The sequence below is a fragment of the Pseudoalteromonas atlantica genome, from assembly GCA_007988745.1.
Classification (GTDB): Bacteria; Pseudomonadota; Gammaproteobacteria; order Enterobacterales; family Alteromonadaceae; genus Pseudoalteromonas; species Pseudoalteromonas atlantica.
Map to the genome: position 1 here is coordinate 1 of BJUT01000075.1, position 13,396 is coordinate 13,396.

The following is a 13,396-nucleotide window of genomic DNA, read 5'->3' on the forward strand; positions in this document are numbered from 1 at the left end:
CTCCAAATAAAAGAAAGCCCGACTCGAAAGAACCGGGCTTTTTTACGTCCGCAGGAAAGTGAAAAAAGCACTCGTAATGAATTCACTTTTAAACCTAAAATGTAGGTCGGGCGAGCGAAGCGACACCCGACGCAATGATAATGTCCCATTTGCTATGTGACTCTCTACCGCTGTGGGCACCACGACATCGCCAGGCTCCAAATACAAGAAAGCCCGACTCGAAAGAGTCGGGCTTTTTTACGTCTGCAGAAAAGTGAAAATACATTCCAGATATTATACGCACAGTCTCCACCACCTCCGTATCGTGGGTTGAGTATCCCAAAACCCGCGGATAAGGCTCGCCGCACATCTTTGTATGGTAAATATAGCGTTTCAGCAGTGAGCTTTACGAGTACTTTAGCGTAATTATGCTTGTGCGTAGTTAGTTTTATTACCTAGCCAGCGATGAATTAAAGGGTCTATAAGGTCGGGGTTTTGCTTTAGCATTTGTTGAGCAATGGGCCTGACTTGATTTAGCGTGTGTTTATCTCGAGTAAGATCCGCTATTTTAAATTCTGCTAAGCCAGTTTGTTTAGTGCCGAGCACTTCACCTGGCCCACGTATTTCTAAATCTCGCTCTGCGATGACAAAGCCATCGTTACTGTCTCTTAATACACCTAAACGTTTTTGAGCGGTGTGAGAAAGGGGAGCGTGATATAACAGTACGCAATGCGAAGCGGTGGCTCCTCGTCCTACGCGCCCGCGTAATTGATGTAATTGTGCTAATCCTAAGCGTTCAGGGTTTTCTATGATAATTAAACTGGCATTAGGTACGTCTACACCTACTTCTATTACTGTTGTTGCAACAAGTACGTGAATATTGCCTGCTTTAAAGTCGCTCATGATCGCTTGTTTTTCAGCGGCTTTCATACGGCCATGGACGAGCCCGACATTAAGCTCTGGCAACGCCTCTTTTAATTGTAATGCGCTGTCTTCAGCTGCTTGGCATTGTAGGGCTTCTGATTCGTCAATAAGGGTACATACCCAATAAACCTGTCTGCCTTGTTCATTACAGGCAAGCTTAACACGGTTTATTATATCGTCTCGGCGTGTATCAGGAATAGCAACGGTGGTTATAGGTGTGCGCCCAGGTGGTAACTCATCTATTACTGAGGTTTCTAAATCGGCATAGGCCGTCATAGCCAATGTACGTGGAATGGGGGTTGCGGTCATGACTAACTGATGAGGATAACAATTACCAAATTTGCCTTTCTCACGCAGTGAGAGGCGTTGATGAACACCAAAGCGATGTTGCTCATCTATGATAATTAATACTAAGTTATTAAATTTTACCTCCTCTTGAAATAGGGCGTGCGTTCCCACTATCATTTGCGCTTCCCCTGAGGCGATTTTTTCAAGTGTATTAGTACGCTCTTTCCCTTTAGTTTTACCGCCTAGCCAGGCAACGTTAATCCCAAGACTTTCAAACCATTGCTTAAAATTTATTCCGTGTTGTTCAGAAAGGATTTCTGTAGGTGCCATTAGGGCAACTTGAAAACCTTGTGCTATTGCTGTTAATGCACTTAATGCTGCAACCAGTGTTTTACCTGAGCCTACATCACCTTGTACTAATCGCATCATGGGGTAGGCATGCTGTAAATCCCCTTTTATTTCGGCTACAACTCTATTTTGTGCATTAGTCGGTGCAAAAGGGAGTTGCGCTAAAAATTGGCTCTCTAATGTATTTGTAGGGCTTAGGGAAACTGCACTTACTTGCTGCCCTTGCTCGCGTACTTTTAATAAGCTTAAGTTTTGGGCAAGTAGCTCTTCAAATACTAAGCGTTGTTGTGCCGGATGCATGCCTTGTTCAAGCGAAATAATGTCAACATCATTCGCAGGGCGATGAAGTAGTAATAAAGCGTCACTTAATTGCATATGTGACGGTTGCCATTTTTCAGGGATAAGCTCTTCAACAGAATACTTATGTAATAAATCGATGGCTTGTTCACTTAACGCTCTAATTGATAATTGTTTTAAGCCTTCGGTGGTTGAATACACGGGGGTTAGTGTTGCAGCGATTGGTTGCTCGTTTGGGGTATCGCTAATGCTGTATTCTGGGTGGCTCATTTCAAAGCCAACGCGCCCGCGTCTTACCTCACCAAAGCAACGGATTATTTTGCCACTACTAAATGCGTTTTTTTGCGCTGCTGTAAAATTAAAAAACCGTAAAGTAAGCCTACCTGTACCATCGTTTATTTGCACCACTAACATACGCCGTTTACCAAAGGTCACTTGGCTTGTTTCTATTGTTGCTTCAACAGTACAGTGGCTGTGTAAAGTAACATCGTTAATAGCATAAATACGGGTACGATCTTCATAGCGTAAAGGCAAATGAAAGAGCATATCTTGCACGGTAGCTATACCTAGCTTTTGTAGGCGTTCGGCCATTTTTGGTCCTACCCCTTTAAGTTCTGTAATAGGGTATTGGCTTAAGCTAGGTTTAGACAATGTAGGCTCAAATCTGTTTATTTGTGAATGAGTTAAGTGTACTCACAGGTTTGCTAAGCATCAAGCATGTTTTAAAGCTTGCCAAAACTGCTCGTTAGCGACTATTTCACCTTCTTCATCGAGTGGTGGGTAAGGTAGGTTTTTTAATCTACATTGTTTAGCAATAACTGGGTGATACCCTTCAAAATACATAGGGTGTTTAATCTCTTCACTTAGCATATCGCGCTTATATAGCCCTGCTTTTTCTCGTTGTTGCTGTGCTTCAAATAAAATAAGCGCAGCAGCTACTGATACATTAAGTGACTGCACCATGCCTTGCATAGGAATAATAATGTTTTGATCGGCGTGTTTTAGCGCGCGCTCAGAAATCCCCGTTTTTTCTTGGCCAACGATTATAGCTGTGGGTTTTGTGTAATCGATTTCTCTAAAATCTACAGCATCTTCGCTCAAGTGTGTTGCTAGTATTTGTACATCTGGGTTGTGCTTTCGCATCATCGCAGCAGCATCATCAATATTTTTATGCAGGTGTGTTTCTAGCCAGTTTTTACTGCCGCCAGAAGTATTATTGGTCAGCCATTTTTGGTTTTCTGGCCATACAGCATGCACATGATGGCAACCTACTGCATCAGCACTTCTTACAATAGCTGAGAGATTATGATGTTTATGTACGTCTTCTAGGCAGACCGTTAAGTCAGTTTGGCGACGTGAGAGCACGTCTTTTATTCGTTGGTAGCGATTTTGCTGCATGGTGATCCTCTTTTTTGATAATTATACGTAATTTTATCTATTAAGGCATTACTGTGCGGCTAATTGGATTTTGCAAAGAGATTAGGGTCTCGGTTGATTGAATCGCCTCTATAGCTTGTATTTTATTAATGAGCACGTCTTGCAGATGGTCGATAGACTTGGCCATTACCTTTATAAAAATGCTGTAGTTACCCGTGGTGTAATAAGCTTCAACTACCTCTTCTAATGCTTCTAGTTTAATCAGTGTTTCTGGGTAGTCGCGAGCGTTGTTTAAGTTAATACCAATAAAGCAACATACATCGTAACCTAGTTGCTTTGTACTAATGCTTAATTGGGTGCCGGTAATGATGCCCGCTTGTTTCATTTTTTCTACGCGTACGTGAATTGTGCCGGCACTTACAGCAAACCGTTTAGCTAATTCTGCGTAGGCTGTACGGGCATTGGCCATTAGAGCGTGAAGTATCTGTTTATCGAGATTATCGATTTGATAATTTTCCATTATTTTTGCTTACTTAAATTAGTGAATCTACATTTTTATACCGTGTAAATTAATCGATTTTACATATTAAAGCTATTTTTATTATGGGTTATTGAATTAAAAGTTTAAATCGTTACAGTAACCTCATTGAAGGCGCCTACAGGGTGTTTTCTCATTAATAAGCAAGTAACAATAACTGGGAATGAGGCCAATTATTATGAGTTCACACTATGTGCAGCAACAGCAGCAAATAAGTAAAGTTAAGCAGTTTTTTTCACAGCAATTAGAGCAGCAACTAGGGTTAGTTGAAGTTCAGGCTCCTATTTTGGCCAAAGTAGGTGATGGCACACAAGATAACCTGAGCGGCCACGAGAATGCAGTTGCTGTTAACGTAAAAGCAATTACCGATAGCAGCTATGAAGTTGTTCATTCGCTTGCTAAATGGAAACGTAAAACGCTAGCGACTTACGGCTTTTCTGTAGGTGAAGGTATTTATACACAAATGAAAGCGTTGCGCCCAGATGAAGACTCATTAAGCCCAATACATTCTGTTTATGTTGATCAATGGGATTGGGAAAAGGTAATTTGCCAACGTACTGAACGTACGCTCTCTACATTACAAGACACTGTTAAAGCTATTTATACTGGTATTAAGCAAACAGAGCAGTTTGTAAGTGAAAGCTTTGGTATAGCCCCATTCTTACCTAGTGAAATCACGTTTATACACAGTGAGCAATTACGCAAAATGTACCCTGAATTTAGCGCAAAGCAACGCGAAAAAGCCATTGCACAAGAGTACGGTGCGGTGTTTTTAATTGGTATTGGGGGGGCATTAGGTGATGGCAAAATCCATGATGTACGCGCTCCAGATTACGACGATTGGTCTACCCAAACGATTGACGGATACACAGGATTAAATGGCGATATTTTAGTGTGGAACCCTGTGTTAGAAGATGCCTTTGAAATATCATCTATGGGTATTCGTGTAAGCCCTGATGTATTAAAAGCGCAATTGAGCATAACAGGCGATGAAGAACGCCTAGCATTCGATTGGCATAAAGCATTACTAGAAGAGGCTTTCCCACAAACAATTGGTGGCGGGATAGGGCAATCGCGCTTAGCAATGTTATTACTGCAAAAGCAGCATATTGGACAAGTCCAAGTCGGTGTATGGCCAAAGCAAACGCACGATACGGTAAGTGGCTTACTGTAAATTATAAAGGGCGCTAAATGCGCCCTAATGTGTTTTAAAGTTTATTTCTACTTTATTGTTTTGTAGGTTTATATTGCAAGGTGGGTAGTTGCGGGTAGTTTTTAATACTTTATCAAAAATATGGATCTCTACCCCTGAGTGTAATGATGTATTAACGACGAGATTTGCATCGCTTAGTAGGTCGTGGAGTTCATGATCTAGGCTAGATAACTTTTTCTCTAGCTGCTCTGCTTGTTGGCAATAATGCTGCTGTGTTGCGCCAATTTTTTTAATGAGCAGATTCTTTTTTTCTATATCTTTTACTTTATCTGCTTTTTCTAGTGCTGCTTGAAGGGTATCAAGCTGCTCATCGGTTTTTGCTAAATCTTTAAAGCAGTTATCTGTGTCGGCCGTTATTTCAGCGCCGGATGCGGCTAAATTGATAGCCATTTTTGCGCCTGATTCATTGCCTATTTCGCCAGCAATTAACACGGTTGCATCAAGAATCTCTCCACCAAAAATTTTCCCTTTGGGTAACTCTGTTTGGCCAACTTGTAATAAGTGTTTTGCTTTAATCGCACAATGGCTAGCTTGGCGGTCTATAAAAATGTTTTTGCCTTGCATATAACAGTATTGTGCGTGAGATACATGAACATCACCTTCACTTTTAATAGAGCAAGACAAAGTTTTATCTTCGAGCTTTTGATGGCCAATAATGCCTTGCTTTACAGTGATGTTTCCGCCGGCTGATAATTCGCCAGATTCGACCGTGCCAAAAACAGTAATGTCGCCTTTTGCCGTGACTCGCATTCCTGGGTCAATGTTTTTAGTCACAATAACACTGCCTTCAAAATCAATATGGCCGCTTTTAACATCTACATCAGAGATGGTAAAAATATCATCAACTCGCATACCGTTAGGTATTTCTACGGGGACTCCCGCTGTTGTAGAAACAAGCTCGAGCGGATTTGTTTTTGATATTTCGGCGCCTTCCCCTGCCACTAACTTTTTATTTTCGCCGGGTTTAGCCGGTAGTATGTCACCTACTACAGTGAATCCTTCTTTACCGGGAGTTGCAGGTTGTTGGCGGATCAGTACAGTGCCGGGCTCTACGCTTGCCAGTTTACCAAAGTCGCGCATATCAACACTGCCATCTTCCTTCATTTTGGGTGCTTTTAGGCGATCTTTGAGGGTTTCTACCATAGCTACAAATTTTGTTGCTGTGCCTTCTGCTGGTAGGCGGCCTTTGGCTAGAATCCCTTTTGCCACTGTACCTGGGGGTAAGTTAAATTGTTTATCTAAAAGCTGCTCTAAAAAAGCTTGTTTGTAACCACGTACAACCCCTGCTTTTATGAGTTGTTTTTTGCCCTCTTCTAACGAAAGTACTTTACCACCATAAGCTAAAGTTAGCTCACCTATGGCTTGCATTTTATCTTCGCTTAACGTTACCACAAGCGATGCATCGTGCTTACTTGCTACAACCAAGGTTGGCTCATTATTTTGCGCTTTAAAAAAATTATCAATAGCCTCGTGGTCAATTTTGCATTCGCAAAACGTCGACTTCTCGAGTGCATCAATTATAAAAGCGGCGCTAGGTGGAGCGTGCTTACTTACATCAAGTAATACGTTCCCATTATTGGCAAGCTTAAACACTAGTTAATCCTTTTCTACTACTAAAGTTAAGATTGATTTTATTGCATGATTACAGAGTGCTAGATATTTACATGTGAGTCAAGAAAGGGAGATAAACAAAGGCTAGCAATAAAAAATAGAGCTATAAAGGGGGTTTATAGCTCTGTATTTATTAATTAGTTGAAGGAAGTTCCATTATGCCGTCAATTTCAACTTGTGCGCCTTTTGGTAGAGCACGTACACCTAATGCTGCACGGGCAGGATAAGGCTGCTTGAAATATTGGCTCATTACTTCATTAACAGTGGCAAAGTTTGATAAATCTGTTAGGTAGATATTAATTTTAACAAGATCTTGGATTTTACCGCCTGCTTCTTCGCACACCGCTGTAATGTTTTTAAATACTTGATGTGTCTGCTCGCTAAAGTCTTCTGAAACCATTTCCATTGTTTCTGGGACAAGTGGAATTTGTCCAGATAAATAAACGGCAGTACCTACTTTAACCGCTTGGCTATAAGTGCCGATGGCAGCAGGTGCTTTTTCGGTAGAAATAAATGCTTTATTCATGAGTTTCCTATTTTACTTTTTACGATAGACTCTTTGCACATCAGGCATCACGCGAATGCGGCGCATAATATTAGCAACATGGACGCGGTTTTTAACGGTAACGCCCAAGTCTATCACATATAAATTACTTTCTTTTTCGTCGGTAGTGATCTCAACAATGTTGGCTTGGGTTGTAGCAACAACATTTGTGAGTTTAGCCAAAGCCCCTTGGTGATTAATTATTTCCACCCGTAGCGCAGCTATATATTCTTTTTCTGGATTGTCATCCCATTTTACAACCAAGTATTTTGAGCGTTCGTTTTCCCAGCCGCGAATGTTTTTACATTCTTGGCGGTGAACGGTAAGCCCTTTACCTTGGCTAATATGTGCAGTGATGGCATCCCCTGGTACAGGTCGGCAACACTTAGAATAATTAACCAACATGCCTTCTGTACCAATAATGGTTGCTTTGGCTTGTTTGCTAATATCTGACAAGTCGTCGCTTTCTTCTTGCAATAAGCGTTTAGCGATTAACACGCTCATTAAGTTACCTGCGCCTATTTCTACTAGTAATTCTAATACTGTAGATAGCTCGTGCTCTTCGAGTACGCGGGCTATATTTTCATCGGCAATGCTGTCGAGCTTATTTTCACCTAAGGCAGAATCGAGTAAGCGTCGGCCTAATAACAATGCTTCTTCTTGGTGTTGGCTCTTAAGATAGTTTCTTATCCCTAAACGGGCTTTACCTGTAACTATAAAGTTTAACCAGGTTGCATTAGGGTGTGCACCCGAGCTGGTAATAATTTCAACACTTTGCCCAGTATCTAAGGCTTTGCTTAGTGGGTAAGGTTTACGGTTTACCCTTGCACCAACACAAGTGTTACCCACATCAGTATGCACCGCGTAAGCAAAATCAACCGCGGTAGCGCCCATTGGCAACTCTACTATGCGGCCATCGGGGGTAAATACGTATATTTCTTCTGGGAACAGCTCGGTTTTAACGTTCTCGACAAATTCGAATGATGAGCCGGCACTTTGCTGAAGCTCCAGTAAACTTTGCATCCATTGACGCGCACGCTGTTGAGCTGTGTTACCCGCGCCATCACCGGCTTTTTTATACATCCAGTGTGCAGCAACCCCTTTATCGGCCATGTGATCCATGTCATGCGTACGCACTTGTATTTCTACCGGAATGCCGTGTGGGCCTACTAATGACGTATGCAAAGACTGATAACCATTTGTTTTAGGCACGGCAATATAGTCTTTAAAACGCGTTTCGATAGGTTTATATAGGTTATGTGCAACACCTAACACGCGATAACAGGTATCCATTGCATCTACGTTTATTCTAAAGGCGTAAATATCCATTACCTCATTAAAAAGCAGCTCTTTATTAAGCATTTTTTTATAAATGCTATAAAGGTGTTTTTCGCGCCCAGAAACCGTCGCCTTAATACCAGACTCTTCAAGACGTGCTTCTATTTCGGTTTGAATGTTAGAAATAACTTCTTTGCGATTACCTCGCGCTTTTGCCACTTCAGATTTAAGTGCGCGATGACGCATAGGGTATAAAGCCTGAAAACCTAAATCTTCTAGCTCATTTTTAATATCGTGAATACCTAAACGGTTTGCAATAGGTGCGTAAATTTCAAGTGTTTCACGGGCAATACGACGGCGCTTATCAGGGCGCAGAGCGCCTAATGTACGCATATTGTGAGTGCGATCGGCCAGTTTAATTAAAATAACCCGAATGTCTTGGGTCATAGCCATGATCATTTTTCGGTAGTTTTCAGCTTGGAATTCTTTTTTGTCTTTAAAGCTGAGCTTATCGAGCTTACTTACCCCTTCAACAAGTTCGGCAACCGTATCGCCAAATATTTCGGCTAAGTCCTGTTGGCTAAAATCGGTATCTTCAATAACGTCATGCATTAGCGCGGCCATAAGTGTTTCATGGTCAAGGTGCATGCCAGCAAGAATTTGGGTTACTTCAACAGGGTGAGTAATGTACGGCTCGCCACTTGAGCGAGTTTGCCCCTCGTGAGCCTCTCGGGCTACCACGTAGGCTTTTTGCACTAGCTCTACTTCAGCAGCAGGCAAGTATTCAGATATTTTCTTTTTAAGACCTTCAAAAAGATACATTCACACTCCAATGTTCTCGTGAAGCAATAAGTAACGGTAAGTAATAGAATATACGATGAAAAGAGGGGATTGCCAACGGCTAGAGTAGAAATACTGAGCCGTTGACTAAATCAAACCGGGTGGTTGATTATTGATTACCGCCAACAATAGCAGCAACCGCAGCTAATTCAGCTGCTTCTTGGTGTTGTTGTTCTTCACGGTCAATAACGTCCATTGATGAACTATCAACTAAACCTTTTTCGATTTCACGTAGAGCGATAACGGTTGGTTTGTCATTTTCAGCGTCTACTAGTGGGTCTTTACCACCAACAGCAATTTGGCGGGCACGACGAGCCGCAACTAAAATTAAGTCAAAACGATTACCAATTGCATCTACTGCATCTTCAACTGTTACGCGAGCCATCTCAGCACTCCAAAATAATTTAAAAGCAAAGGCGTAGTTTACTGCAAGCAGCTTGTTTCGCCAATAGCCAGTGGTTAATTTTTACCAGTTTTCCCTGTAAAGGGCATAAATGGCTTATTTAAGTAAGTTTGTAATTAAATCGTGATGACGACTAGCTTGGGCTTTTAAGGTTAAGCGCTGCGCTAATACGATAGTTTCAATATTGCTAAGGGCGGTTTCAAAATCATCGTTAACCACAACATAATCATATTCATTGTAGTGCGATGTTTCTGATTGCGCTTTAGCCATACGCCCAGCGATGACCTCGGCAGAATCTTGGCCTCGGTTATTTAAGCGCTGCTCAAGCTCTGCTTTAGAAGGCGGCAAAATAAAAATTGTTTGCACGCTTGGCATAATTTCGCGCACTTGCTGCGCGCCTTGCCAGTCAATATCTAAAAATACATCAATACCGGCATTCAGCTGCGACTCAATAGCCTGCTTTGAAGTACCGTAGTAATTATCGAATACTTGCGCCCATTCAAAAAAATCATCTTTGGCAATTAATGCTTTAAATTCATCGGCGCTTACAAAGTGATAATGCACCGCATTTTCTTCACCAGGGCGAGGGCTTCGAGTGGTATGCGAGACCGATACTTTCATATCTGCGTGTTTTTTTAGTAACGCCGTGATTAAGCTAGATTTACCCGCACCAGAAGGCGCCGATAAAATAAATAAATTTCCGCGAGTTTGAGCCATGTTTTTCTCTACTTAAAATAAACAGGCTTGGATTAAATCAATAACCCAAGCCTTTAATGACACTATTGTACTTTATTTAACTAATTGTGCTCAAGTAAGTAGCACACAAGTACGATTACTCAATATTTTGAATTTGCTCTCTCATCTGCTCAATGAGCACTTTTAGCTCTACAGCTGCATTAGTAATATCACTATTAATAGACTTAGAGGCTAGGGTGTTTGCTTCGCGGTTAAACTCCTGCATCATAAAATCTAAACGGCGGCCACAGGCGCCACCTTTATTAAGAATTTTTTTAGTTTCTTTTACGTGCGATTTTAAGCGGTCGAGTTCTTCGGCAACATCTTGCTTTTGCGCAAGGTAAATAAGCTCTTGTTCAAGGCGAGATTCGTCAATGTCGGTTTTTAAGTCTTCAAGCTTTTGATTAAGCTTTTCACGCTGCCACTTTGCTATTTCTGGTAAGTGACTTTCTACTACAGTAACTTGCTCAAGTATGGCATCAAGACGAGTGGCAATCATTTCTTCTAAATTTGCGCCTTCATCGCCACGAGCTGATTTAAAATCTTCAACTACTTGGTCAAAGCCCGCTATAAGTGCTTTATTAACGGTATCTAAATCGAGCTCCTGTGCTTCCATTACGCCAGGCCAGCGCAGTATATCAACTGGGTTAATGTCGCCACTGCTTTGTTGCTGCACCCATTTAGCACTATTTATTAGTTGCTCAGCAAGTGACTCATTAATTGATAGCTCACCCACGTGTGCTGGATTTGCAACAAACTTTAAAAATACTTCAACTTTACCGCGTTGCAAATTTTTACGTAAACGCTCACGAATTACCGGCTCCATGCCACGAAATTGCTCTGGTGCGCGAATAAACGTTTCAAGGTAGCGCTGGTTTACTGAACGAATTTCCCAGGTGCCAGTGCCCCAATCGCCTTTAATTTCGCGACGCGCATAAGCAGTCATACTGTGGATCATGGATAAGTTCCTAAAATTTATTAATACAATATTGCGATGATTATACCGTAACACTGCTTAACCTCTAGAGAAAATTTATTACGCTGAATATTTTACAATCAGCATGGCATCTACCTGCACATGCACTTATAATGTCGCAAATTCAGAATTAAGGGGATCGTCAATGCGTCCAAGCGAAAGAACACCTAACCAAATTAGACCGGTATCATTTACACGTAATTACACATTACACGCTGAAGGCTCAGTACTTGTTGAGTTTGGTAATACCAAAGTACTTTGTACTGCTACGGTTGAAGCAGGTGTACCACGTTTTATGAAAGGCCAAGGTAAAGGTTGGATCAACGCTGAATACGGTATGCTACCGCGCTCAACGCATACGCGTAACGCACGTGAAGCAGCACGTGGCAAGCAAGGCGGTCGTACTATGGAAATTCAACGCTTAATTGCTCGCGCATTAAGAGCTGCAGTAGATTTAAAAGCGCTTGGCGAAAACACCATTACAATTGATTGTGATGTGATTCAAGCTGATGGCGGAACACGTACTGCATCTATTAGTGGTGCATGCGTGGCTTTAGTTGATGCACTTACTCACATGCGCGCTAAAGGAATGATCAACTCAAACCCACTTAAGCACATGATTGCTGCTATCTCGGTAGGTATTTATAAAGGCCAACCAATTAGTGATTTAGAGTACCTTGAAGATTCTGAAGCCGAAACCGATATGAACGTAATTTTAACTGAAACAGGTAAAATTATTGAGGTGCAGGGTACCGCAGAGGGCGAACCATTCTCGTTCGACGAATTAGATGAGCTACTTACACTGGCTAAACATTCAATCCGTGAAATTATTGACGTTCAAAAACAAGCGTTAGCATAAGCGAGAACCCCAATGAAAGATTATCAAAAAGAGTTTATTGAATTTGCTTTAGAAAAGCAGGTTTTAAAATTTGGCGAGTTTACCCTTAAATCAGGTCGTACAAGCCCATACTTTTTTAATGCTGGCCTTTTTAATACAGGACGTGATTTAGCACGTTTGGGTCGTTTTTATGCATCAGCCCTTGAAGACGCTGCAATAGAATACGACGTTTTATTTGGCCCAGCTTATAAAGGTATTCCTATTGCAACCACTACCGCAGTAGCGCTGGCAGATCACCATGATAAAGATGTACCTTATTGCTTTAACCGTAAAGAGAAAAAAGCACATGGTGAGGGTGGAACATTAGTAGGTTCTGCATTAACGGGCAAAATTATGCTGGTGGATGATGTGATCACCGCAGGCACTGCAATTCGTGAATCTATGGAAATCATTGCCGATAACGGCGCAGACCTAAGTGGTGTACTAATAGCACTTGATCGCCAAGAAAAAGGCAAAGCTGAGCTTTCAGCTATTCAAGAGGTTGAGCGCGACTTTAATACCAAAGTGATCTCTATTGTAAAATTAGCTGATCTTATTAGCTACCTTGAGAGCCAAGGTACAATGGACGAGCATTTAGCATCAGTTAAAGCATACCGAGATCAATACGGTATTGCCTAACTAAAAAAGCCTCGCAATTGCGGGGCTTTATTTTGACCAGAGTAAATAGAGCTAATAATGAAAGATGTATTTAAACCTAACGGCCTTGGTATAAAGCGTATATTTAAAGCAACGTATTGTTCATACCTTGGTTTTAAAGCGGCCTTTATAGAAGAAGCGGCTTTTAGGCAAGAGTTGCTACTTAGCATTATTTTGCTACCCATTTCTTTTTGGCTAGCTTCATCGGTATTACATTGGGCATTGTTAGTAAGTACATTACTGATCATATTGATTGTGGAATTACTTAATTCAGCAATAGAAGCGCTCACTGATCGCGTAAGTACAGAGCGCCATGTATTATCGGGGCGTGCGAAAGATATGGGATCTGCAGCGGTAACACTCTCATTAATGATCCTTACGATCGTGTGGGGTGCAAGTTTGTATATAAAGTTATTTCAGTAAACCCTCTATATAAACCAATTAATACACCTGAAATGTTAATAAAGTGCTAGTTATGTTGTGTTTTTAGCGCATTTAGCTCAAATACTCA

Annotated in this window: 13 protein-coding genes; 4 read left to right on the forward strand and 9 right to left on the reverse strand. The window is 41.5% G+C overall.

Going from position 1 to position 13,396, the window contains the following annotated elements; all coding sequences use genetic code 11:
* Positions 1–405 precede the first annotated feature (405 nt).
* The 3 genes from recG to asnC are packed head-to-tail and all read right to left on the reverse strand — an operon-like array spanning position 406 to position 3,733.
* Complete coding sequence (gene recG, locus PAT01_RS18690) at positions 406–2,487, reverse strand: ATP-dependent DNA helicase RecG (RefSeq protein ID WP_154945988.1); 2,082 nt, start codon at positions 2,485–2,487, stop codon at positions 406–408.
* Positions 2,488–2,547: 60 nt separating this feature from the next.
* Entirely contained in the window at positions 2,548–3,234 is a 687-nt protein-coding gene (gene trmH / locus PAT01_RS18695; protein ID WP_024032415.1) for a tRNA (guanosine(18)-2'-O)-methyltransferase TrmH, read from the reverse strand.
* A 40-nt stretch (positions 3,235–3,274) separates the two neighbouring features.
* Entirely contained in the window at positions 3,275–3,733 is a 459-nt protein-coding gene (asnC, locus tag PAT01_RS18700) for a transcriptional regulator AsnC (RefSeq protein ID WP_004588258.1), read from the reverse strand.
* A gap of 196 nt (positions 3,734–3,929) precedes the next feature.
* On the opposite strand from asnC, the gene asnA reads away from it, so the two are divergent.
* Positions 3,930–4,925 (forward strand): aspartate--ammonia ligase, encoded by a 996-nt coding sequence (asnA, locus tag PAT01_RS18705; RefSeq protein WP_029773162.1) that lies wholly within the window; start codon positions 3,930–3,932, stop codon positions 4,923–4,925.
* Between the two features lie 24 nt (positions 4,926–4,949).
* Here the strand turns inward: asnA and PAT01_RS18710 are convergent, their stop codons facing one another.
* The 6 genes from PAT01_RS18710 to PAT01_RS18735 all read right to left on the reverse strand — a co-directional run bounded on the left by PAT01_RS18710 (position 4,950) and on the right by PAT01_RS18735 (position 11,333).
* Positions 4,950–6,557 carry a DUF342 domain-containing protein gene (locus PAT01_RS18710; protein ID WP_054983951.1) on the reverse strand — a complete coding sequence of 536 codons (1,608 nt, stop codon included), beginning with the start codon at positions 6,555–6,557 and terminating at the stop codon, positions 4,950–4,952.
* A 151-nt stretch (positions 6,558–6,708) separates the two neighbouring features.
* Positions 6,709–7,101, reverse strand: a complete 393-nt coding sequence (locus PAT01_RS18715; protein ID WP_004588255.1) for a RidA family protein — start codon at positions 7,099–7,101, stop codon at positions 6,709–6,711.
* Between the two features lie 12 nt (positions 7,102–7,113).
* Positions 7,114–9,219 carry a bifunctional GTP diphosphokinase/guanosine-3',5'-bis pyrophosphate 3'-pyrophosphohydrolase gene (gene spoT / locus PAT01_RS18720; RefSeq protein ID WP_004588254.1) on the reverse strand — a complete coding sequence of 702 codons (2,106 nt, stop codon included), beginning with the start codon at positions 9,217–9,219 and terminating at the stop codon, positions 7,114–7,116.
* Positions 9,220–9,346: 127 nt separating this feature from the next.
* On the reverse strand, positions 9,347–9,622 hold the full coding sequence (rpoZ, locus tag PAT01_RS18725; RefSeq protein ID WP_004588253.1) for a DNA-directed RNA polymerase subunit omega: 276 nt from the start codon (positions 9,620–9,622) through the stop codon (positions 9,347–9,349).
* 114 nt (positions 9,623–9,736) lie between these two features.
* Positions 9,737–10,357 (reverse strand): guanylate kinase, encoded by a 621-nt coding sequence (gene gmk, locus PAT01_RS18730; RefSeq protein ID WP_064384893.1) that lies wholly within the window; start codon positions 10,355–10,357, stop codon positions 9,737–9,739.
* A 115-nt stretch (positions 10,358–10,472) separates the two neighbouring features.
* Positions 10,473–11,333, reverse strand: a complete 861-nt coding sequence (locus PAT01_RS18735; RefSeq protein WP_024032427.1) for a YicC/YloC family endoribonuclease — start codon at positions 11,331–11,333, stop codon at positions 10,473–10,475.
* A 163-nt stretch (positions 11,334–11,496) separates the two neighbouring features.
* Here PAT01_RS18735 and rph point away from each other — a divergent pair, with 163 nt between their 5' ends.
* Genes rph through PAT01_RS18750 form a run of 3 tightly spaced genes read left to right on the forward strand, consistent with a single transcriptional unit; the run spans position 11,497 to position 13,308 of the window.
* Positions 11,497–12,210, forward strand: coding sequence for a ribonuclease PH (gene rph, locus PAT01_RS18740; protein ID WP_004588248.1), 714 nt, complete (start codon positions 11,497–11,499; stop codon positions 12,208–12,210).
* A 12-nt stretch (positions 12,211–12,222) separates the two neighbouring features.
* Positions 12,223–12,867, forward strand: a complete 645-nt coding sequence (pyrE, locus tag PAT01_RS18745) for an orotate phosphoribosyltransferase (protein WP_004588247.1) — start codon at positions 12,223–12,225, stop codon at positions 12,865–12,867.
* 57 nt (positions 12,868–12,924) lie between these two features.
* A complete protein-coding gene (locus PAT01_RS18750) occupies positions 12,925–13,308 on the forward strand; it encodes a diacylglycerol kinase (RefSeq protein ID WP_004588246.1) in 384 nt (127 codons plus the stop codon).
* Positions 13,309–13,396: the final 88 nt, after the last annotated feature.

What these genes read in the sequence shown, in the direction of transcription:
- trmH (WP_024032415.1), bottom strand. Translation starts at nt 3,234, where the DNA reads ATGCAGCAAAATCGCTACCAACGAATAAAAGACGTGCTCTCACGTCGC.
- asnC (WP_004588258.1), bottom strand. Translation starts at nt 3,733, where the DNA reads ATGGAAAATTATCAAATCGATAATCTCGATAAACAGATACTTCACGCT.
- asnA (WP_029773162.1), top strand. Translation starts at nt 3,930, where the DNA reads ATGAGTTCACACTATGTGCAGCAACAGCAGCAAATAAGTAAAGTTAAG.
- PAT01_RS18715 (WP_004588255.1), bottom strand. Translation starts at nt 7,101, where the DNA reads ATGAATAAAGCATTTATTTCTACCGAAAAAGCACCTGCTGCCATCGGC.
- spoT (WP_004588254.1), bottom strand. Translation starts at nt 9,219, where the DNA reads ATGTATCTTTTTGAAGGTCTTAAAAAGAAAATATCTGAATACTTGCCT.
- rpoZ (WP_004588253.1), bottom strand. Translation starts at nt 9,622, where the DNA reads ATGGCTCGCGTAACAGTTGAAGATGCAGTAGATGCAATTGGTAATCGT.
- gmk (WP_064384893.1), bottom strand. Translation starts at nt 10,357, where the DNA reads ATGGCTCAAACTCGCGGAAATTTATTTATTTTATCGGCGCCTTCTGGT.
- PAT01_RS18735 (WP_024032427.1), bottom strand. Translation starts at nt 11,333, where the DNA reads ATGATCCACAGTATGACTGCTTATGCGCGTCGCGAAATTAAAGGCGAT.
- rph (WP_004588248.1), top strand. Translation starts at nt 11,497, where the DNA reads ATGCGTCCAAGCGAAAGAACACCTAACCAAATTAGACCGGTATCATTT.
- pyrE (WP_004588247.1), top strand. Translation starts at nt 12,223, where the DNA reads ATGAAAGATTATCAAAAAGAGTTTATTGAATTTGCTTTAGAAAAGCAG.
- PAT01_RS18750 (WP_004588246.1), top strand. Translation starts at nt 12,925, where the DNA reads ATGAAAGATGTATTTAAACCTAACGGCCTTGGTATAAAGCGTATATTT.